We start from the raw sequence: 19,650 nt of genomic DNA on the forward strand, positions 1-19,650 counted from the left end.
GATAATGATAAAGGGTGCAGAGTTTACCTTGAGACAAATCCGTTGCAAGTTCCATGTGGGAGAAAAACATCGTATGCAGAATCCAGATCTTATTCGCTTAAGCTTTTTTCTTTCTGTGCTAATACTGTGTGGATTGTGGGAGTGGCTAACTCCACGAAAAAAGCTGACCCAGAATAAGCTCTATCGCTGGATCAACAACCTTGGCTTGGTCGGCTTTAACTCGCTTTTTCTTAGCCTATTTATGCCAGTATTGGCATTCGAAGCCGCAAACGTTGCTCTCAAACAGCAATGGGGCTTACTCAATCACCTAGACTTCCCGTTATTAGTAGAACTCATCATGTGTGTCATCTTTCTCGATCTGGCGATCTACCTCCAACATCTGGTCTTTCATAAAGTCTCTTGGCTATGGCGATTACACAGAATGCATCATGCGGATCAGGATATTGACGTAACGACAGGCAGCCGCTTCCACCCGATTGAAATCGTGTTGTCCATGTGGGTCAAAATTGCACTGGTGGTTTCACTTGGGATCCCACCAATAGCAATTCTAGTATTTGAAATCGTTCTCAATGCAAGTGCGATGTTTAATCACAGTAACGCCAAGCTACCAATCAAAGTGGATGCTGTTCTACGCAAAGTCATTGTCACACCAGACATGCATCGCGTGCACCACTCAGTAATACCGCGAGAAACCCATTCTAACTTTGGCTTTTCTCTCTCTATCTGGGATCGCTGGTTCGGTACTTACATCGATCAACCTGAGCGTGGACACAACGATGTAAAGATTGGCATTCCACTTTTCCAGACGCCAAACGAACAAAGGCTAGATAAGATGCTTACCCAGCCTTTTAGAGAAGAATAATAAACCTAATACCTATCTTAATAGTTAATGCAGCAGTTTATATTTATGAAGCATTGACTGTTGATGCCCTGCAATGTCTGCCACTTGCTCTGAGTTTTCGACCATAGATTCGAGCTGAAGCTTGGTTTGCTCTCCCTGATCCGATACATGAGTGATAGACTGGCTTACATCCGCTGTTGCCCTCTCCTGTTCTTCTGTCGCTACAGTAATTTGCTCCACTCGAAGACGTATCTGATCCACCGCTTGCTCGATATCTACAAAGGTATTTTTCACTTGCTCACTAGATTCCAACGCATAAGTCATTTCTTCACGACTAGCTGATACTGCTGTACGTGACTTTTCAGCTGCTGCTACTAACTCATTCATTCGATCACGTATGTTTGATGTTTGCTGGGAAGTATCACTGGCAAGCTTACGAACTTCGTCGGCGACAACCGCAAACCCTCTACCCTGTTCACCGGCTCTGGCGGCTTCAATAGCGGCATTTAACGCCAATAAGTTGGTGTTTTCAGCAATACCAGAAATCATATCAACCATTTCACGAATCTGTTTAACTCGGCTATCCAATTCCACCATAGAGTCTTCATTGACATTGAGTGTCCCTTCTAAAGATTGCAGCCTACTCTGGTTCTGTTCAATGACGCTGACACCATTACTCGACAGTGCAGCAGCTTGCTGAGATTCTGTGTAAGACTCATTCGTTACAGTCGCTATTTCTTTGATCGATGCTTCGAGTTGAGTAACAGTCGCCACCATACTGGCTAAAGATTCATTTTGTCGAGCTAAGCTCAGGTTTGATTGTTCGGCCGCATCATGGCTAATTTCAGCGGTCTGATAAAGCGTTTCGCAATTTCGAGTAACTGTCGATATAGAATCTCGAGTTGACTCAATAACCTGATTAAGTTTTCGGGCAACTTCCTTCATTTCAAAAGGTCCGATCAATTGCACAGCACTCGTTAAATCGTGTTCTGTCAGCTTATTCAAGCTTTCTTTAATATTATTAAGACCGCGATTTATCCAAGTGCGTAAAGAGGCCCACGACACTACGATGATGCCAACCAGAACCAAACTACTCACAATAAGTATTGTCGTCATTGAAGAAATAGTGCCATTAACAACAGCTTTACTGTCATCAATTAAGTCTTCCGCAGTATGAGAAATATTGTTAAGCAATGTAATCGTCTCATTTGCTAAGATTGCGGCTTGAGCAATTTGAGCTCTTTGTTTTTTTACCAACTCTAACTTGGTTAATATTTTTTTCAGTACCCCGGATTCAGAAAAACCAGCTTGTACCATATCGTAGGGGGCAATTAAGCTCGCAAACTCTTTAACATCCGGATGCCACTCCGCAAAGTCATCAAACGCCAGATTGATCCCTGCAATTCGACTTCGCATTTCTTTGTATTCAGACATCGCTTTGTTTAAGTCTGTTTGCATCATAAGCACTAAAAATGTGCTCTCCATTGAGCTCGCACTGGCAATGAACCGATTCGCCGCATCCGATGACTCGGGGTTATCCACGGCAAGAAATGAGCTAATACGATTCATTTCTGGGCCAATCGAACTGAGCCCGTATCGAAACTCTGTCACTTGAGCATCAATACTTGACTGCATTGTGAGTAGCGACGACTGTGTCATCAATATATTGCTGGTTAATTTAGACAGCGCGTCAACATTTCCTCTCAGAGCCAACTCCTGATGTTGGGATATCGCTTGGTTAAAATTTGACGATATTTCAAATACTTGCTCTGCGAGCCCCAAGGTCTCATCTACGCTGTTTTCGGCTTTAGCCTTTATCGCGTTGAGCTCTTCAATGTCACTGGCTTGAGAACCATAACCTAACTGTTTGACCTGCTCCAAAATACTCTGTGTCAACTTTGCGTTTGTCATGGCTAAAGGCAGGGCTTGATCTGAAAGAGTGTTAAATTGGGCACCGACTCTCTCAATGCCTCTTAAGCTAGTGACAGATAAACCAATGACCAGTAAGGTAATCGTTAAAAAAACGACACTGATAGTTTGAATGAGTGAGTAACTCGTCTTTTGTTTGGGCATAAATTTGAACCAACATCATACAAAAGTTTAATCAGTGTGCGATTTTATGTAGACAATATGACAGGCAAATGTCATCAACAAATGGAATAAGCACCATGAATAGAGTTGCTTCGCAATTTTTGAAGGCTTTTTTAATTGTCCTCTTATCGGGTTGCTCAAGCCCACCACCCTCTGAAAGTTTTAATGACTTAGGAGCGACTCAAGCACTCAGCTCTTACGAAAAAAATGTTCAACAAGAATTTCTTGATGTCTATCGCGGTTGGAAAGGTGTCCCTTACCGGTTAGGAGGAAATAGCTACAACGGCATTGACTGTTCAGCCTTTGTTCAAATCGCTTACAAAGAAGCACTTAACATTCATTTACCACGTACAACATTAGCTCAAGTCAATATTGGTAATGAACTGAATTACGATCAAGTCAAGGTGGGAGATTTGGCTTTCTTTAAAACTTCAAGCAAAGTTCGTCATGTCGGTGTTTACATAGGCAACAAGCAGTTTATGCATGCTTCGACTTCGAAAGGTGTCATTATTTCAAGATTGGATAACCCTTATTGGGCATCAAAGTTTTGGCATTTCAGACGGGTTGCCACGCCGTCTGCAATTGATTGAAATTAGTCGTATTTAGCGACTGCGGAATCAAATAAGTTTTTCACCAGAGCGATATACTCATCAAGGAAAGCAATCTGCTCGTTTGTTGCAGGTTTAGCCCATACACCAGCTAACACTTCGCTCAAATCTTCAACCACCGAATCGGCCTCTTTAAGCAGTTGGAAGCGAACGCTTGAGTGTAGCTCTGGGTTTTGCTCAAAAATGGCCATGATGTTACTTGCTACCATATCGGTAACCACATCTTCGACACTTTCAGCACCTACGTCTCCATCTTCAGATGAGAAGACATCAAGATTAAATGCCAGATGCTCAATAAGTGCTAGGTAGCCATCGGTTTCAACAACCACTGTCGTTCTCCATTCGTTATTCTGTTTTGCGAGTCACTTTCTAATACTAAGACATATCAATGAGTTTTCACAACTCAACTCGACTCGGATACTCATAAAATTCGAACGTTGGTTATACCTCAGTTCACGGATTTGACTTAATTCGCGACTGATGGCTTTGAACTAGGATCAAGTTTTATCGAGCGAAACCATTTTACTCACTAACCCTCACCATATGGATATGACCAAGCTCACAAATTAATAAGCTTAATGAAAACCTCAACTAAATGATTGAATTTTTTGCAGTCTGATTCAGAATTAACCAGCGCCTTATTCTACAATGTTAATACTCAACTGCGAAAACGGATCGAGATATGTGGCAAGCCATCACTAAACAACTGTCTGAAACTCTCTTGTTTTCTTTTGATATTGTCGAAAAAAACCGTCTCAGTGGCGGAGATATCAGTGACTGTTACATGATTAGCGATGGTGAGCAGCGCTATTTCGTTAAGATCAATCAGAGAGACTTTTACCCTAAATTCGAAATAGAAGCCGAAAATATCCGCATATTAAGAGAAAGCTCCAGCGTTTTCGTTCCTGAGCATATACTCACAGGTAAGTGTAAAGAACATGCCTTTATTATCTTAAATTATTTACCGACTAAACCGCTCGACGATAGCAGTAACAGCTTCAAGTTCGGTCAACAACTTGCCAAACTTCATCAATGGGGTGAACAAAGAGAGTACGGTTTTGACCAAGATAATTTCATTGGTTCTACCTTGCAACCCAACAAGTGGGATAGAAAATGGGGGCGTTTTTTTGCTGAGCAACGGATTGGCTGGCAACTTCAACTTATGAAAGAAAAAGGCGTTACTTTAGTCGATATTGGTGATTTCACTCGCCTGGTTCAAGATAGGTTATGCAATCATCATCCTCGTCCTTCTTTACTGCATGGCGATCTTTGGCACGGTAACGTTGCAAACTCGGTTTTTGGGCCTATTTGTTATGACCCAGCTTGTTATTGGGGAGATAGAGAATGCGATATCGCAATGACGGAACTGTTTGAAGGTTTTCAACCCGAATTTTACCAAGGTTATGAGAGCATCCTGCCATTGGATTTAGCCTATAACGAACGCAAAGATATATACAATTTGTATCACCTACTCAACCACTACAATCAGTTTGGTGGGCATTATCTGGATCAGTGTGAAAGGACAATCAATAAAATACTGACCTATTAATCATGGTAGTTCCTTATTTAACAATTAGTTAAATACATCCATTAGCGAAACTGTTAATACTTATTCCAACACCGAGCTCTATCTTGGTGTTTTTTATTAGCCACCTCAAACTTTGAACTTAATTTACGTCTATTACTAACTTAACGACTTAAGATTAATGTGTCGGAGCCACAAAGAATGGATTGCCATACCCCAACAAAATCGACAAACACCAATATTACACCCACGGGTATGGATGGCTTGGGCATTGATCTCATCAAAGACGTAAGGAAGAGAACTATGCGAAAATACACTGAAAAAAGAGTTACCTGCCCTCACTGTGGGCACTCGATTGGTATCACTTTAGATGCGACCAACGGAAGTCAAAACTTTTATGATGACTGCCCTGCTTGCTGTAATGCCATTCATCTCAGCATGATGGTTAACGAACAGTTGGACGAAATAGAACTCTCAATAGACGCTGACGACGAGCAAATTTTTTAAAAAAGCGCCGTTAGGCGCTTTTGTACATCTCAACTAAAGGTGTTTCTTAGCCGCTAGAACACGTTCTACCGAATCCACAATAGCCTGTGTTTGCGGGTCAAACTCAACATTCACTTTATCGCCTTTTTGGCGCTGACCAAATAGCGTTCTTTGCAAAGTTTCTGGAATCAAGTGAACTGAAAAGCGATTCCCTTCCACTTCACCAATCGTTAACGAGCAACCATCAAGCCCAATAAACCCTTTAGGCAAAATATATCGCATGTTTTCTTCAGGAAGTTCAAACCACACGGTACGGTTATTTGGTGTATCGATCACATCTGACACTTCAGCAGCTAAAGCAATATGCCCAGACATAGTGTGGCCACCAATTTCATCACCAAACCTCGCCGCACGTTCGATATTAACAACATGACCAACATCTAATTCACCTAGGTTAGTTAACCTCAGAGTCGACTGAATCAAATCAAAAGACACATTTTCGCCTTCGATTTTCGTCACTGTCAGGCAACAGCCATTATGAGCAACCGAAGCACCAATAGATAAGCCTTGGCTCATTGATGAATCTAATCGAATAACATGAGTTTGAAACGACTCTTTCTTTTCAATGGCAATCACTTCTGCCATTCCCTGAACAATTCCAGTAAACATTGCAAATTCCAGCAGTTTTTCGTGGAGGTTAGTGTGACATTTAATTATCATTTAGCACAACAGCACCATGTATAAATTATCGATAATAATCTGGTGCTCTCCTCTTTGATTTTCGAGTTGATTCCATAGTTTGATTCTGCAGAAATCAAAACACTTTTGCTTTCATTGGAGTTTTTACGTGCATCGATACAAACAAGAAGCGAATACGTTGGTCAAACTGGCAACACCGGTATTGATCGCCTCTGTCGCCCAAACGGGCATGAGCTTTGTTGATACCGTCATGGCTGGTGGCGTCAGTGCCATAGATATGGCTGCCGTATCCATTGCTTCAAGCATCTGGCTACCTTCTATACTTTTTGGTGTAGGCTTACTGATGGCGTTGGTTCCGGTCGTCGCCCAGCTCAATGGCTCTGGTCGTCAGATTAAAATTCCATTCGAAATACAACAAGGCATCGCGATGGCTCTACTCATCTCGATTCCAATCATTGGCGTATTATTTCAAACCAAAGCCATCATGGGTTTGATGGATGTCGAACAGCTTATGGCAGAAAAGACCAATGGCTACATGCATGCAGTTATGTACGCCGTACCTGCCTTTCTCTTGTTCCAAACACTGAGAAGCTTTACAGACGGTATGTCGCTGACCAAGCCCGCAATGGTTATCGGATTCATTGGTCTACTGTTTAACATTCCACTTAACTGGATCTTTGTTTACGGTAAATTTGGCGCACCAGCACTTGGCGGTGTAGGCTGTGGTGTTGCGACAGCCATCGTTTACTGGCTGATGTTCTTTATGCTGTTGTTTTATGTCATTACATCAAAACGCGTTGCACACATTAATCTTTTCGGACAGTTCCACAAACCTCAACTGAAACCCCTTACGCGCTTGTTCAAACTCGGTTTTCCAGTGGCTGCAGCGCTCTTTTTTGAAGTTACCCTATTCGCTGTCGTTGCCCTACTGGTTGCTCCGCTTGGATCATTGATTGTTGCAGCACACCAAGTCGCCATTAATTTCTCTTCGTTAGTGTTTATGTTGCCAATGAGTATTGGCGCAGCAACCAGTATTCGTGTCGGCCATAGCCTTGGGGAAAACAATGTTGAAGGGGCAGCTATTGCGTCTCGCGTTGGCATCATTGTGTCGGTCGCTTTGGCTCTTTCTACCGCGCTCTTAACCGTGCTGTTCCGAGAACAAGTTGCGTTACTTTATACTGACAATCGAGCGGTCATTGATATTGCTTTGCAATTGTTATTGTTTGCTGCAATTTATCAGGTCACAGATGCCGTTCAAGTTGTCGCGGCAGGTGCATTGCGCGGTTACAAAGACATGGCTGCTATATTCAATCGTACTTTTATCGCTTACTGGATCTTGGGCTTACCTATTGGTTACATCTTAGCTATGACGGATTGGATTGTTCAACCTATGGGCGCGCATGGCTTTTGGATAGGTTTCATCATTGGTCTATCTTCCGCTGCACTTATGCTCGGTCTTCGCCTTCGGTGGATGCATAGGCAACCCGATAACATTCAGCTGGAGTTTGCCTCCAAATAACAGTGAAAGGTCAGCCATGCTGACCTTTTTTGCATTTTACAGGTAGACTAATAGCAGACCTTGATTATTTTTACTACACAACCAACGTATGCGTTTCTTATTTGTTTTTATATTGACTCTATCCCTGACAGCATGTGATTGGCTAAAAGATCCAATAGAGGTAAGTCTAGATACCTACCTAGAGCGTATTGCTAATATCCAAAACCGCGACGCGCCCTCAATGCCAGCCAACATCAATATTCTGCTCCCTGAGAAGCGAGAGTTACTCATTACTATACCCAGTATCAGCATTGGCTTACTAGACAGTTATGAACTGCGCAAATGTGGGCTATTTAATCTGGTCGCGGAGAAAAATTCAGTTCTTGGTAAGGTACAAGACCAATTTCGTAACTTCGATTATCAAATCAAACTCGGCTACGGTATAGAACGTTGCTTGATGAGCCCTGATATTTCACAAGCACTGAAAGCACAATTAACCCCAATCAAACAGCAAAAACTCGATCAATTGCCCGAACATTTTGCAAACTTAGCCTTTACTAGCGAAGCAATGCGTCATCAACTGGAAGCGACGGAATGGCTTTCGATTGAACATGGCAGAAGTAGCACTCAAATAATGCAAGCCATTAATCATATTGATTGGGGCCATGCTGCCAGTAAAGCTTTAAGTGACGGTGACACCCTAAACGCACTCACACCTTATCAAGAAGCGTTAGAGAAACATCCTGTTCTCGGCCCACTCAGTTATTCAATGCTTAACGCCAGTAATAAACTTAATATTGTCACTCAACAGCTTAAAAATCACGACGGGACCATTCTCTGTAGCCGAGGAAGAAACACTACGAAATTCCGTTATTTAAGAAATGTATTTAATCAATTCTATATTGGTGAAATACAGCCATATCTTGCCAAAATTGACAGTATGTATAACGAACTCAACCCTATGATTGATTTTGTCGAAAGCGGCCATCCCAATTATCAATACCCTATTAGGCAATATCACCAAACGTTCAGGCGCGCGACTAAAGAGCATGTTCAATATTGGCAAGGCTTATTCAAACGTTGTGGAGCGCCACCTACTCGCTGACGTAATCAGGCCTCTCTCTCATATAGCGAGCAAACTTTGGAATACCATTTTGTGTATAACCGTTGTACCTAAATGTAATGGTTGAACCGAGTTTTGGTGGATGGCGGCGCTGCTCATCAGTAAAGCCACTGCCGATATAAAATTCCACGCCTGAGTTCAATTGAATGAGTAAGGCACCCATCTTACCGCTGTACTTCCCCTTACCCACCTTATAACCCACTACAATGCCTTCGGCATCCTGATGCTTCTTCATTTTGAGTAAATCACTGCTGCGGCCAGCTTGATAACGACTAGTGATTTTCCTTAACATTAGCCCTTCACCCTTTTGCTCACTGACATTGTCGAGAAAGTGAAACAGTTCTTGCTCTGAGTGAATTGGAGTATGTTCAACGAGTTTAATGTGTGAAGTCTTCAGCGTATGGACTAAATGGCGAATATTGTAGTAACGCTTTTGATAGTCACCAGCAGCATAAGGCATATCAAACAACATGAAATCAATCTTCTGCCAGGCTACATCTGACGGCTGTTCATCTAATACCGTTTTTTGAACAATATGAAAATTCCCGCGCCCAGCCCAAAGCTCGCCTTCTACTGCATAATCCGGTAGTGGCTTGATGAACCAGTCAGGCGCATGAATGATCTTACCATTTCGAGTCGTAAGCTGAGTGCCATTCCAAATCGCTCTGATACCATCTAGTTTTTCACTTTTCCAATAATCTTCGACATTAGTACCATATTCATAAGCATTTGCTTGAGTGACAGGAATAAAGCCGTGTGAATAGTGAGCATCCGCCAGAGCATTAAAAGAAAGCGCCACTCCTATCGCTATACAGGTCAATTTTATTTGCATCCTTACCTCCAAAGTCTCCATTCAAAGTGATTCTCAGGGCTTGGGACATAAGTTCAATCAATGCCAACTGACATTACGAGCGACCTCAAAAGTTACTTAGACCTATAAATGTGTCAGTTACAACATCCAGTAAACCATTTTTACTTACAGGCATGATTCTCAGTCTGAGAAAACGTATTTCTCAAATTGAGAATCATTACAAGCCATATCATAGCTCATTGATTTTATTAGAGATATTTTCTGGCACATTACGTGCTCTTCTTAAGAAAACTGACTGAGGAGATATCGTCATGGAACTACGTAAAATTGAACTCACTAATGAAACTCTTACCCTTCAAATTGATGGCAACCTAGATGCTGAAGGCAGCCGATACGCTCAAAAGCACATTGATGAGATTATCGCCGATCAGCATGGCGAGGTTGAAATTGATTTTCGTAATGTTCGCTTTCTTGATTCTTCCGGTGTCGGCGCTCTGGTTTACCTTTACAAACGCTTAGTAGAGCGCGAGCGCCAGATGCGCATCGAGAATGTCACTGGTCAGCCACTGGAAATTATCAATCTACTTCGTATCGACAAAGCTATCCCAGTGAACTCTCAAACTCATTAAAACAACAATTGAGATCTCACCCACTAACTAAGGAAGTTGGCATGATTAACTACATAAAGCACATAGCCCTAATTGTACCCATCGTAAGCGTGATTGGCTGTAGCAGCCACCCTGAAGCCGGACGTGGAGGCATTGCTGAGCAATACATCCAATCAAACTTCACTCCTGTTATGCCAAACGAACCACTCGGCCCAGAGCATGGCTTGCGCTTTGACTGGCAACTGGCAAAACTTCATCTCGATGCACTCATCCGCGAGGGGGCTCGTTGGTGCTTCCCCGCTGCCGTCGTTCAAGCTATCGAAAAACAGAACAGAATCGCTAGAGAATTAGAAGGTGGTTTGTTGCTAGATGCCGCCAACGATATCGTCATTCAACGCAGACGATTGGACGAACTAGAGCGACAGCTAGATTACGTCACATCTCAATCTAAATGCGTTCCACCGCACAATGAATTCTCATTCCAACAACAATTGGCCATCATCGACAAACTCTACAATCTGTTAAACGTTGATAATCAATTTGCCTTCAACTCAACAGAAGTTAACCCGAAATACATGGGTCACCTTGCGCAAGCAGCCAACATTTTACGAGAGCATAAATCGCTACATTTGACCGTTACCGGCCATGCCGACTCGGTCGGGGACGAGCTAGAGAATCAGCAGCTTGCAATGGGTAGAGCAAAACAAGTGAAACGTTATCTAACCATTTTTGGCCTAGAGCCGAAAAGAATAGAAACGAAATCCCTCGGTGAATCCCTCCCGCTTTTTGAAGGTGAATCAGATGGCGTTCGACTCACTAATCGCAGAGTCAGCATCGAGGTTGTTGAAACCAACGAGCTTGCAGAGAACAAATTGAATGGAGGCTACTCTCATGTGGAATAAATTTATCTTAATCACCCTAGCTTGTTTGTTCGCAGCCTCTGTTAATGCCGAAATAGAACGCGTGCAGGTTGGCGATATGATTCAGGTTAACCTGCCAGGCGAAGAAACACTAAATAAAGGATTCCAAGTCGACAAGCGAGGCCGAATCAGCCTACCAGAAGTTGGCGCACTCTACGTCGCTGGATACACTGAAAGCCAGTTGCAGCAATCCGTGCTCAACGCGTTAAGCAAAGTCTATCGAGATCTTTCTACTGCATCGGTTTACATTTCAGAGCAACAAGTGCTTATCTCTATCCAGGGTTACGTAAACTCCCCCGGTGAGTATACTTTGTCGAAAAGCGCAGATGTTCAAATGGCAATTCACGCTGCCGGTGGATTACGTTCGGGGGCGCAGTTAAATAATCTGCTTCTTAAGCGCGGCAAAGACAAGTTTCCGTTTAACTACAAACGGTTTTTGGATACGGGCGATGAGTCTCTACTGCCTAAGCTTAAGTCTTTGGACACTATATTCGTTCCTGCCTCACCCTTGGTTGGCAACATTGAGCAACAGTTTGATGCCAGTAAGTTGGCCAACTCCGGTGATAGTGCAGACAACAGAACCGCGATTAAAGTGTTTGGTGAAGTCAATGCCCCCGGCTCCTTCACATTCAAAAATACTGCCGACTTAGTCGATATCCTGATGCGCGCTGGTGGTGTTACCCGGTACGCTTCTGTGGAACAGATTCGTGTTATCAGCAACAACAAGCCTCAAATTTTCAACCTGAAAGAGTATTTAGATAGCGGAGATACCTCTCTTCTTCCTAACCTTCAGCCTGGCACTACGATTTTCGTCCCTAAACAAGAAGAAGAAATTCGTGCAGGCTCAAACGTTATTTACATCATGGGAGAAGTCAAACACCCAGGCGCTTACGAAGGTAAGAAAGGCGCTTCTTTCATGGACATTCTGGCTAATGCAGGCGGTCCAACTCGTTATGCAGAATCTCGCCAGATTCGTCTTATTAAGGCAAATGGGCAGGTCATCAAGTTTGATCTAACCGCCTATACCGAAGGTTTAACGACTCAAACACCTCCTCAGATCCATGCTGGCGATGCGATTTTTGTCCCCGAAAAGACCGATATGAACGAGAAGTCATGGCTCAAAATCTCGCCAGATCGTGCTGTTAATGTCATTGGTGAAGTAGTTCGCCCCGGACGTATCGAATGGTCAGACGAAATGGATATGATGCACCTACTTGCACACGTTGGTGGACCGACTCTTCGAGCAGACACGTCCAAAATAGAAGTAGTGACACCTAACGGAAAAATGGAAACGTTCAACCTTGACGAGTTTATCTTGAATGGTGCGCAAATGGCTGAGCTGCCTGTCATCAGCGCTGGCACCATCATTCGCGTTCATGACTTACCCCAAGATCCATCTGACAACAAATCCCAATGGGTACGTCAGAGCTCAGATGCATCTATATACGTCTTCGGCCAAGTCAATGCTCCGGGTCGCTACCGCTTTACCAAAGAGATGCATTTTCTGGATATCTTGTCTGCGGCAGATGGCCCAACCAAAGATGCCGACATTCATAACATCAAAATTACCCACAGAGACAAAACGTATTCAAAGGTTAGCAAGCTTAACTTGTCACTGTATTTCGAAACTGGCGATGAAAGCCTGCTGCCCAAAGTCACTATGGGTGACACGATTTATATCCCAGAAAAAGACAAGATCTGGCTGGACACAAGCAAAGAGTCGACAGTACGAGTCTTGGGTGCTGTCAATAGCCCGGGTCGCTATGTATTTGACGACAACATGACAATCCTAGACATTCTGGCGGAGGCAGGCGGCCCCTCTGACAGAGCCTATTTAGAGAAAATATCCATTGTCAATATGTCTTGCTGCCAAGGGCAGGCACGTACTTTTGACTTAATCGACTTCAGTAAAACCGCCAATATTTACAAGCTTCCAGTGCTTCGTGCAGGTGACACGATTTACATCCCAGACCGCAGCGAGAGCATTCTTGAAAGAGCACGAGTAGGCCTTGAAGACATCCTACGCTTGACGACCACCATCGTATTGATAGGAGCGCTGTAATGATGATTCCTGCTACATTAACCGAGGTAGAGCAAATCTACCTCGCGGCCGAATTGGCCGAGGCGCGTTCAGTTTGTCTCACAGGCTGCAATTCAGGTGACGGCGTCACGTCAATTGCATCTGCTTTGGCGGAAAGATACTTACTCGGTGGGCATAAAACCCTTCTGGTGGATCTGAACTTATTCCATCCTGCGTTTGAACCTGCACTAGTCAACGCTGACCAGGGTGATGACATAGGTGTGTTACTGGAACATAAATCATCCCACCAGCTTTTCACGGGCTTACCTGCACCGGAACAGACTTCGACGCTTCTAGCTTATAAAGATCCAAGTGTTTTGAGCAACTCAGTAGATAAATGGTTACAGCACTACGATAGAGTCATTTGCGACACCTCGCCTCTGCTTCATGTAAACCGAGGGAATATACCCGCTCAGGTCGTCGCCAGCGCATGTGATCAAACAGTATTAGTGGTCATGGGAGGGAAAACATCAACCGGTCAAATCCAGAAATCGCAAGAGCTCCTCCAAAGCCCGAAAATCTCACTACTAGGCTCCATTTTGAACTTGAAGAACCAAGCAACACTGGGGCAGGAAATGGCGAGAGAGATAAGAAGACTGAGATTTCTTCCTCAATCATGGAGAGAAAAATGGGCACAAAAACTCCTTACTAACGAGTTTCTGGCTCATTCAGCCTAAGAATTGATTATGAAAAAATTTACTTATCTTGTTCTGCTTACACTCCTCTCGGCGTCCTTACATGCTGAATCCATCACTTTTGGTGTTGTTCCCCAGCACTCTGCGAGCAAGCTTGCCAAACAATGGGCCCCTATCATTGAGTATCTCTCAGAGAAAACAGGGCAAAAGATCGTATTCAGTACAGCGCCTGACATACCCATGTTTGAACAGCGTTTAAGAAATGGAGAATACGATCTCGCTTATATGAACCCCTATCACTACACGATCTTCAGCGTATCTCCCGGTTATGATGCTATTGCAAAAGCCAGAAACAATCGACTTAAAGGCATTATTGTCGTACGCAAGGACAGTGGCTTTTCAGCGCCTAAGCAACTCAACAATGCAGAAATAGCTTTTCCTTCACCTGCAGCCTTTGCCGCCACCGTACTCACTCAAACCTATCTAAAACAAAATGAGGTTAACTTTCAACCATCTTATGTGTCGTCTCATGACTCCGTTTACCTATCTGTCGCCAAGGGGTTCTTCCCTGCGGGAGGCGGCATATTAAGAACGTACCTGTCTCTATCGGATGAGATACGTCAGCAACTGACGCCAATATGGACCACCAAAGGATATACCCCTCATGCAATCGCGGTTCATCCCGAACTTGATGGGAAGTTAAAAAATAAAGTTCAGCAAGCGCTTATCGAGTTTGACCTTTCCCCTGAAGGACTAGCGCACCTAGATAAACTCAAGCTCAAAGGTTTTGTTACAGCCCAAGATAGTGACTGGAACGACGTTCGAGCACTCAAGATTACAGTATTGGAATAATCAGCAACGGGAGTGCCATGCTATGTCATTAAGAATGAAAACCATACTTGGGATCGCCTTTATTGAGATCGTTATGCTCGTAGCGCTTACATTGAGTGCAATGAGTTTTCTCTCCAACTCAAATGAAAAGCAACTCATCCAGCGCGCAAACTCGACGGCTTCGATGTTCGCACACGCTGCTAAGGACGCAATGATTACCACCGACATTGCGACTTTAGATGATTTGGTCAAAGAGTTCATGACCATTGAAGATATTGCTTATATCAGGGTAATGCGCGATGAAAAAGAGCTGTCATGCGATGGAGATAAAGCATTATTGCAACGTACTATGTCGATTGATGACGACTTAAATTCTGTCAATGATGGGATTTTCGACACTCAGGTACAAGTCAAAAGTGGCAATGTAAGTTACGGCACTATAGACATAGGTTTCGAAGTATCTGATATCAACTCTATGCTTACCAGCGCTCAAAAAACAATAATAGGAATAGCTTCCATTGAGGTCGTTCTGGTCGCTATATTCTCTTTTTTCCTCGGAACCTACTTGACCAAAAGCTTAGTAAAACTCATCGAGGCAGCCAATACGGTCAGTCAACACGGCCCGGGATTTCAGCTCAACGATCACTCCAAAGGCGAGCTGGGAGAGGTGGCTAGAGCGTTTGACGACATGTCGATGAAACTCGAAAAAAGCTATCAAGATCTGAAACACGCACGTTTCGAAGCCGAACAAGCAAATGACTCAAAAAGCCGCTTTTTAGCCTCGATGTCACACGAAATCCGCACACCAATGAACGGCGTTTTGGGTATTTTAAATATTCTTGAAGAGTCAAAACTCACTCGCGAGCAGAAAAAATTGGTCAATACCGCCACCGAGTCAGGACAATTTCTACTCAGCATTATCAATGACATTCTGGATTTCACCAGAATGGAATCCAACACGCTGCGACTTGAGCATAAACCATTTAATTTGCGTCATTGCATTAAAAATGTCGTTGAGACCTTTCAACCATCAGCGAAAGTACGTTCTCTTGATTTGAACTGCCTCATTGATGGTTCTGTTCCCACAAATGTTCAGGGCGATGAAAACCGCGTTAAGCAAATCCTGCATAACTTGCTCGGTAATGCGATGAAATTCACCAAAGAAGGCAGCGTAACTATTCAGGTGGTAGCTGAGATTGATGAAGGTCATAAAGCCAAGATCGTTTGCAGTGTCATAGATACGGGTGTCGGCATTAACCACAACGCAGTGGAATATCTGTTTGATGAATTCACTATGGTTGACCAGACCTATTCAAGAAGCCAGGAAGGCTCTGGGCTGGGTCTTGCAATATGCAAACGCTTATGTGAGTTGATGGACGGTAACATTGAGGTGGAGAGTACACCTTCTATTGGTAGCACCTTCTCCTTCTCAATCAAATTGGAACTCGCAGACCAGTTGATCAGTGCATCTCATCAGAGCCCAAACAATAATGAGTTACGGGTATCGGATGTCAGCATATTAGTGGCTGAGGACAACAAAGCCAATCAGCTGGTCATAAGCGAGATGTTTAAGCGCATGGGGATTGCAATGGACATCGCTGAAAATGGCCGCCGTGCTTTAGAAATGGTTGAGCAATACCATTACGACCTTATCTTTATGGATATCTCTATGCCAGAACTTGATGGTATGGAAACCTGCAAAGCTATTCGCTCGATGACGGATGAAACAGCTCGGCAAATCCCTATCGTTGCATTGACCGCCCACTCATTGTCAGGTGATAAGGAGCAGTTCCTCGATGCAGGGATGAACGACTATTTGTCAAAACCGATTCGCTTGTCACAACTAATTGAAAAAATTAATCTATTCTTAAGTGGTGATGCGAACATCTCTGCTGAAAAATCTGATAATTTAAAGATTGAATCGCATACGCAGGGTATTAACAACCATTCTATAAGTCAGGACATACAAGTGGATTTAGAACTCGTCGACGAACAAGTGCTAGAGCAAATGATAGAAGACACCAGTGCTGATGTTCTTCCTATGCTAATTGATCATTACATCGAAGAATCCAATGAGCGCTTGAGTAAGATTTACCAAGCCATGGAAGACCGAGACAAAGAAACGCTTGAGTTTGAAAGCCACACGTTAGGCAGCTCCTCTCTGGCTTTAGGAAATAGAGTGTTATCCAACCTTGCGAGAAAGATTGAGCGCATGTGCTTAGAAAATCATGAACAGCAAGCCTTTGAACTTTCTGAAGAACTAAAAGAACTGGCTGAGAAGTCACTTGCCGCTCTTGAATATAGAAAAACGCTGGGCTTCATCGAACCAGCAGGCTAGATATTACAAGGATGACGTCACATGAGAGCAAAAGTACTACTGATTGAAGACTCCACTTCTCTGGCAGTCCTTTACAAACAGTATGTAAAAGATGAAGCGTTTGATCTGTTTCATGTAGAAACAGGTCGTGATGCCAAAGCATTCATAGAGCGCAATGTGCCACAGCTTGTGATTTTAGATCTCAAGCTTCCGGACATGAACGGTGAAGATATCTTAGACTGGCTCAACGAGAACCAAGTACCTACCGCCGTGGTCGTCGCGACTGCCCATGGTTCAGTGGATGTTGCAGTCAGCTTGTTGCAAAAAGGAGCTAAAGACTTCCTCGAAAAGCCAATTCAGGCAGACCGACTCAAAACATCGATAAATCTCCACTTACAGCAAGCTAAACTCGAACACTTAGTCGAAGATATCGAAGCGAAATTCGACAGAAATCGCTTCCACGGATTCATCGGCTCGTGCCTGCCTATGCAGGGCGTTTACAAGATCATTGACTCTGTTGCTCCGACTACCGCGAGCGTTTTCATTATCGGAGAAAGCGGCACAGGTAAAGAAGTGTGCGCGGAAGCCATCCATAAAGAAAGTAAACGAAGCGACAAGCCTTTCATAGCTATCAACTGTGGTGCTATTCCCAAAGATCTTATGGAAAGCGAAATTTTTGGCCATGTAAAAGGTGCATTCACGGGTGCGACTACGGACAGAAAAGGCGCGGCATCTTTAGCTCATGGAGGAACCCTTTTCCTTGACGAGTTATGTGAGATGGAGCTGGAAATGCAGAAAAAACTGCTACGTTTCCTACAGGCAGGGACTTTCACCCCACTCGGGGGCTCGAAAGAAATGAAGGTCGATGTGAGAATAATCTGCGCGACCAACCGTGACCCATTGCTAGAAGTTGAAGAAGGCCGATTCCGAGAAGACTTGTACTACCGCGTTCATGTTGTGCCGATTGAAATGCCGCCTCTAAGAGAACGCGGAAATGACATCACAACGCTAGCGACTCATTTCCTTAAGCTGTTCGCTAAAGAAGATAGGAAGAAATTTAATGGCATCAACCGAGATGCCGAATCGTTGCTCAAGCGTTACTCATGGCCGGGGAACGTAAGACAACTGCAGAATGTCATTCGTAACATTGTCGTTCTTAATGATGAACCCAAACTTTCTGTGTCTCAACTACCCGAACAAATTTCAAAAAATAGTAAACCTTCAAGGCCTAAAGTCACACAATCAACAGTCAACCATGAAGTATCAGCTCAAACAGACCCCATCACGCCAGTCGAAATGCCAGCACAAGAGACCGGTCGAATGATTGAGAGTGAGAGTCCACAAAATACTATACCAGCTACGATACGCCCGATGTGGCAGGTTGAAAGAGAAACCATTCAACAAGCCATTGATTTTTGCGATGGTAATGTCCTCAACGCAGCAGTATTACTCGAGTTGAGTCCATCAACCGTTTATCGTAAAAAACAGGCTTGGGAAGCCGAAGAAGATGAGCAGCAATACGCGGATTGATGTTTGGCTAGTCATCGATAGCCTGACGTTTGGCGGCATTGAAACCTACGTACTTGAGCTCGCTAAAGGGCTCAAGCATCACAACACAAGTGTTGAGGTGTTGCTGATAAAACGTTATCAACAGCGTTCTCCCCTCGTAGAAAAACTGGAAAAAGAAGCGATCCCTTACCAGTACTTATCTGACCTGGCCACTCAACCTTTGTTCGCACTTATCCAGAAAATTAAACATTCACCAACAACTCTTATCCATGCTCATGGGTACAAAGCTAGTCTGCTGTCTAAATGTGCACGTGTTTTGACTGGAGCCAAACAAATAACCACCTATCACGCTGGCGAAACACCAACAGGTAAAGTCTGGGCTTATGATTTTGTCGATCGCTACACGGCGTTTATTTCTACGCTCTCACTTGCCGTCAGTGAGAAAGTGAGCCAAAAGATCCCAGCGACCACCCTTAGGTTGAATAATTTCATTGATGATTCAAAAGCCTGTGCGAGCACCGGAGAGCAGATCGCCTTTGTTGGTCGCCTAAGCCATGAAAAAGGACCAGACAGGTTCATTCGATGCGCTAAGAGCTGCCCCGATTTATCTTTTCACATCTATGGCTCAGGTCCGTTAGAGCCAGAAATTTCTCAATTAGCGCCGCAAAATGTGCAACTCCACGGTCATCAAAGCAACATGGATGTGGTTTGGAAACACATAGGTGTACTTATCATTTGCTCTCGATTTGAAGGCTTGCCTATGGCGGCACTTGAAGCCATGTCCAGAGGGTGTATTGTCATCGCGTTAAGGGTTGGAGACCTTCCTAAACTGATTACCAGTGGTCAGAATGGATATTTAGTTGATACGGCTGCTCAGATTGCTAATGTTTTACGAACTCTAGAACAGTTAACAGACGACGAAAGACAAAAGATATCTCAGCAAGCGATTGGCACAGTTCGAGAACAATTTTCCTCTTCTGCAATCATTCCTAAATTGCTACAACTCTACAAAAAATCTGGTCGTCAATCTGCTTCTCATATTGAGAAAAACACTCTCATAAAATAGTT

General features: G+C 43.7%; 18 protein-coding genes. 14 read left to right on the forward strand and 4 right to left on the reverse strand.

What is annotated here, in order from left to right; all coding sequences use genetic code 11:
* Positions 1 to 73 precede the first annotated feature (73 nt).
* Positions 74 to 862 carry a sterol desaturase family protein gene (locus L1D31_RS10135; protein WP_239836995.1) on the forward strand — a complete coding sequence of 263 codons (789 nt, stop codon included), beginning with the start codon at positions 74 to 76 and terminating at the stop codon, positions 860 to 862.
* A gap of 24 nt (positions 863 to 886) precedes the next feature.
* Here the strand turns inward: L1D31_RS10135 and L1D31_RS10140 are convergent, their stop codons facing one another.
* Positions 887 to 2,914 carry a methyl-accepting chemotaxis protein gene (locus tag L1D31_RS10140; RefSeq protein ID WP_239836996.1) on the reverse strand — a complete coding sequence of 676 codons (2,028 nt, stop codon included), beginning with the start codon at positions 2,912 to 2,914 and terminating at the stop codon, positions 887 to 889.
* A 95-nt stretch (positions 2,915 to 3,009) separates the two neighbouring features.
* Here L1D31_RS10140 and L1D31_RS10145 point away from each other — a divergent pair, with 95 nt between their 5' ends.
* Positions 3,010 to 3,522, forward strand: coding sequence for an NlpC/P60 family protein (locus L1D31_RS10145; protein WP_239836998.1), 513 nt, complete (start codon positions 3,010 to 3,012; stop codon positions 3,520 to 3,522).
* A 2-nt stretch (positions 3,523 to 3,524) separates the two neighbouring features.
* On the opposite strand, the gene L1D31_RS10150 is transcribed toward L1D31_RS10145, so the two are convergent.
* Entirely contained in the window at positions 3,525 to 3,869 is a 345-nt protein-coding gene (locus tag L1D31_RS10150; protein ID WP_239837000.1) for a DUF3802 family protein, read from the reverse strand.
* Positions 3,870 to 4,222: 353 nt separating this feature from the next.
* Here L1D31_RS10150 and L1D31_RS10155 point away from each other — a divergent pair, with 353 nt between their 5' ends.
* Positions 4,223 to 5,089, forward strand: coding sequence for a fructosamine kinase family protein (locus L1D31_RS10155; RefSeq protein WP_239837002.1), 867 nt, complete (start codon positions 4,223 to 4,225; stop codon positions 5,087 to 5,089).
* 279 nt (positions 5,090 to 5,368) lie between these two features.
* Positions 5,369 to 5,572 (forward strand): CPXCG motif-containing cysteine-rich protein, encoded by a 204-nt coding sequence (locus tag L1D31_RS10160; RefSeq protein ID WP_019276122.1) that lies wholly within the window; start codon positions 5,369 to 5,371, stop codon positions 5,570 to 5,572.
* A 33-nt stretch (positions 5,573 to 5,605) separates the two neighbouring features.
* Here L1D31_RS10160 and L1D31_RS10165 read toward each other — a convergent pair whose 3' ends face one another.
* Positions 5,606 to 6,220 carry a riboflavin synthase subunit alpha gene (locus tag L1D31_RS10165; RefSeq protein WP_239837005.1) on the reverse strand — a complete coding sequence of 205 codons (615 nt, stop codon included), beginning with the start codon at positions 6,218 to 6,220 and terminating at the stop codon, positions 5,606 to 5,608.
* Positions 6,221 to 6,398: 178 nt separating this feature from the next.
* Here L1D31_RS10165 and L1D31_RS10170 point away from each other — a divergent pair, with 178 nt between their 5' ends.
* Both L1D31_RS10170 and L1D31_RS10175 read left to right on the forward strand, forming a co-directional pair.
* The gene (locus L1D31_RS10170) at positions 6,399 to 7,769 is read left to right on the forward strand and encodes an MATE family efflux transporter (RefSeq protein WP_239837006.1); all 1,371 of its coding nucleotides are present in this window, start codon (positions 6,399 to 6,401) and stop codon (positions 7,767 to 7,769) included.
* An 88-nt stretch (positions 7,770 to 7,857) separates the two neighbouring features.
* Positions 7,858 to 8,853 (forward strand): DUF3080 domain-containing protein, encoded by a 996-nt coding sequence (locus L1D31_RS10175; protein WP_239837007.1) that lies wholly within the window; start codon positions 7,858 to 7,860, stop codon positions 8,851 to 8,853.
* Here the strand turns inward: L1D31_RS10175 and L1D31_RS10180 are convergent.
* Positions 8,843 to 9,703 (reverse strand): DNA ligase, encoded by an 861-nt coding sequence (locus tag L1D31_RS10180; protein ID WP_239837008.1) that lies wholly within the window; start codon positions 9,701 to 9,703, stop codon positions 8,843 to 8,845. The genes L1D31_RS10175 and L1D31_RS10180 overlap by 11 nt on opposite strands.
* A 290-nt stretch (positions 9,704 to 9,993) precedes the next feature.
* On the opposite strand from L1D31_RS10180, the gene L1D31_RS10185 reads away from it, so the two are divergent.
* The 8 genes from L1D31_RS10185 to L1D31_RS10220 are packed head-to-tail and all read left to right on the forward strand — an operon-like array spanning position 9,994 to position 19,648.
* Positions 9,994 to 10,311 carry an STAS domain-containing protein gene (locus tag L1D31_RS10185; protein ID WP_239837009.1) on the forward strand — a complete coding sequence of 106 codons (318 nt, stop codon included), beginning with the start codon at positions 9,994 to 9,996 and terminating at the stop codon, positions 10,309 to 10,311.
* 41 nt (positions 10,312 to 10,352) lie between these two features.
* A complete protein-coding gene (locus L1D31_RS10190) occupies positions 10,353 to 11,192 on the forward strand; it encodes an OmpA family protein (RefSeq protein WP_239837010.1) in 840 nt (279 codons plus the stop codon).
* A complete protein-coding gene (locus tag L1D31_RS10195) occupies positions 11,182 to 13,272 on the forward strand; it encodes an SLBB domain-containing protein (protein ID WP_239837011.1) in 2,091 nt (696 codons plus the stop codon). Before L1D31_RS10190 ends, L1D31_RS10195 begins: the two co-directional genes overlap by 11 nt.
* Positions 13,272 to 13,967, forward strand: a complete 696-nt coding sequence (locus L1D31_RS10200) for a chromosome partitioning protein ParA (protein WP_239837012.1) — start codon at positions 13,272 to 13,274, stop codon at positions 13,965 to 13,967. Before L1D31_RS10195 ends, L1D31_RS10200 begins: the two co-directional genes overlap by 1 nt.
* A gap of 9 nt (positions 13,968 to 13,976) precedes the next feature.
* Complete coding sequence (locus tag L1D31_RS10205; RefSeq protein WP_239837014.1) at positions 13,977 to 14,777, forward strand: phosphate/phosphite/phosphonate ABC transporter substrate-binding protein; 801 nt, start codon at positions 13,977 to 13,979, stop codon at positions 14,775 to 14,777.
* 22 nt (positions 14,778 to 14,799) lie between these two features.
* Complete coding sequence (locus tag L1D31_RS10210) at positions 14,800 to 17,094, forward strand: response regulator (RefSeq protein ID WP_239837016.1); 2,295 nt, start codon at positions 14,800 to 14,802, stop codon at positions 17,092 to 17,094.
* A gap of 21 nt (positions 17,095 to 17,115) precedes the next feature.
* Positions 17,116 to 18,603 carry a sigma-54 dependent transcriptional regulator gene (locus tag L1D31_RS10215; RefSeq protein ID WP_239837018.1) on the forward strand — a complete coding sequence of 496 codons (1,488 nt, stop codon included), beginning with the start codon at positions 17,116 to 17,118 and terminating at the stop codon, positions 18,601 to 18,603.
* Positions 18,581 to 19,648, forward strand: coding sequence for a glycosyltransferase family 4 protein (locus L1D31_RS10220; RefSeq protein WP_239837022.1), 1,068 nt, complete (start codon positions 18,581 to 18,583; stop codon positions 19,646 to 19,648). The genes L1D31_RS10215 and L1D31_RS10220 overlap by 23 nt, the downstream gene beginning before the upstream one ends.
* Positions 19,649 to 19,650 lie beyond the last annotated feature (2 nt).

Origin of the sequence: Vibrio sp. Isolate23, assembly GCF_022398095.1 — a bacterium.
GTDB classification, from domain to species: Bacteria; Pseudomonadota; Gammaproteobacteria; order Enterobacterales; family Vibrionaceae; genus Vibrio; species Vibrio coralliilyticus_A.

Coding starts and splice junctions, on each gene's coding strand:
- L1D31_RS10135 (WP_239836995.1), top strand. CDS start 74: ATGCAGAATCCAGATCTTATTCGCTTAAGCTTTTTTCTTTCTGTGCTA.
- L1D31_RS10140 (WP_239836996.1), bottom strand. CDS start 2,914: ATGCCCAAACAAAAGACGAGTTACTCACTCATTCAAACTATCAGTGTC.
- L1D31_RS10145 (WP_239836998.1), top strand. CDS start 3,010: ATGAATAGAGTTGCTTCGCAATTTTTGAAGGCTTTTTTAATTGTCCTC.
- L1D31_RS10155 (WP_239837002.1), top strand. CDS start 4,223: ATGTGGCAAGCCATCACTAAACAACTGTCTGAAACTCTCTTGTTTTCT.
- L1D31_RS10160 (WP_019276122.1), top strand. CDS start 5,369: ATGCGAAAATACACTGAAAAAAGAGTTACCTGCCCTCACTGTGGGCAC.
- L1D31_RS10165 (WP_239837005.1), bottom strand. CDS start 6,220: ATGTTTACTGGAATTGTTCAGGGAATGGCAGAAGTGATTGCCATTGAA.
- L1D31_RS10175 (WP_239837007.1), top strand. CDS start 7,858: ATGCGTTTCTTATTTGTTTTTATATTGACTCTATCCCTGACAGCATGT.
- L1D31_RS10180 (WP_239837008.1), bottom strand. CDS start 9,703: ATGCAAATAAAATTGACCTGTATAGCGATAGGAGTGGCGCTTTCTTTT.
- L1D31_RS10185 (WP_239837009.1), top strand. CDS start 9,994: ATGGAACTACGTAAAATTGAACTCACTAATGAAACTCTTACCCTTCAA.
- L1D31_RS10190 (WP_239837010.1), top strand. CDS start 10,353: ATGATTAACTACATAAAGCACATAGCCCTAATTGTACCCATCGTAAGC.
- L1D31_RS10195 (WP_239837011.1), top strand. CDS start 11,182: ATGTGGAATAAATTTATCTTAATCACCCTAGCTTGTTTGTTCGCAGCC.
- L1D31_RS10200 (WP_239837012.1), top strand. CDS start 13,272: ATGATGATTCCTGCTACATTAACCGAGGTAGAGCAAATCTACCTCGCG.
- L1D31_RS10205 (WP_239837014.1), top strand. CDS start 13,977: ATGAAAAAATTTACTTATCTTGTTCTGCTTACACTCCTCTCGGCGTCC.
- L1D31_RS10210 (WP_239837016.1), top strand. CDS start 14,800: ATGTCATTAAGAATGAAAACCATACTTGGGATCGCCTTTATTGAGATC.
- L1D31_RS10215 (WP_239837018.1), top strand. CDS start 17,116: ATGAGAGCAAAAGTACTACTGATTGAAGACTCCACTTCTCTGGCAGTC.
- L1D31_RS10220 (WP_239837022.1), top strand. CDS start 18,581: ATGAGCAGCAATACGCGGATTGATGTTTGGCTAGTCATCGATAGCCTG.